This window comes from Youngiibacter fragilis 232.1, from assembly GCF_000495435.3.
Lineage (GTDB): Bacteria > Bacillota > Clostridia > Clostridiales > Clostridiaceae > Youngiibacter > Youngiibacter fragilis.
On the sequence record NZ_AXUN02000216.1, the window covers coordinates 1 to 610 of the forward strand.

Annotated in this window: 1 protein-coding gene; it reads right to left on the minus strand. The window is 45.7% G+C overall.

Going from position 1 to position 610, the window contains the following annotated elements:
* Positions 1–593: transposase (locus tag T472_RS16690; protein WP_023863732.1), on the minus strand; the 593-nt coding region annotated here is incomplete at its 3' end.
* Positions 594–610: the final 17 nt, after the last annotated feature.

A 610-nucleotide genomic window follows, 5' to 3' on the forward strand; every position in this document is an offset into this window, starting at 1 on the left:
CTAGCCTTGAGTCCGGATGTAAGCGCAAGGTCAATCAGTTCCATCATGACCTCTGTCGCCTTTCTTTGCGCCTGCTGTCTTCTTTTGAATGCCAGACTGCGCTTGTCCAAGTCAGGAGTAGATTCCTGGTACTGGTGCTTCTTGTTCTCTGAGGCCAGAAGAGAGCCTGAAACAGGCACAAAAGTATTGCCGTCAGACCAGCCAAGCGTGAGTAACCTGAATCCCTTGCAGTACCTGTTCCTTGCATGGTCATAGACCTTTGACAGCAGCTCTACTTTCTTGGATCTGTTTCTTTCGTAGAGAGTGTCATCAATGATGAACACATTGTCTCGGGCAGCATCTGTCAGATCTATAAGGCTCTGGTTAGTTACCTGCTCAGCAAGAATCGTGGTGAATTTCTGCCAGTTGATTGAAGCCGAGTTAAGGAAACGGTAAGCGGTATCCTTGCTGAATCCGGGGCAATAGTTTTTGGTCAGTATGTTCATGTACATTGAACGATTGCTGAATATCAGGCTAAGCAGATACTCGAAAATGACAGTAACCTTGAATCCTTTGGATTTGTATGCGTTGCAGGATTTGAGCAGGATACCCATTCGATATCTCTTAAAAA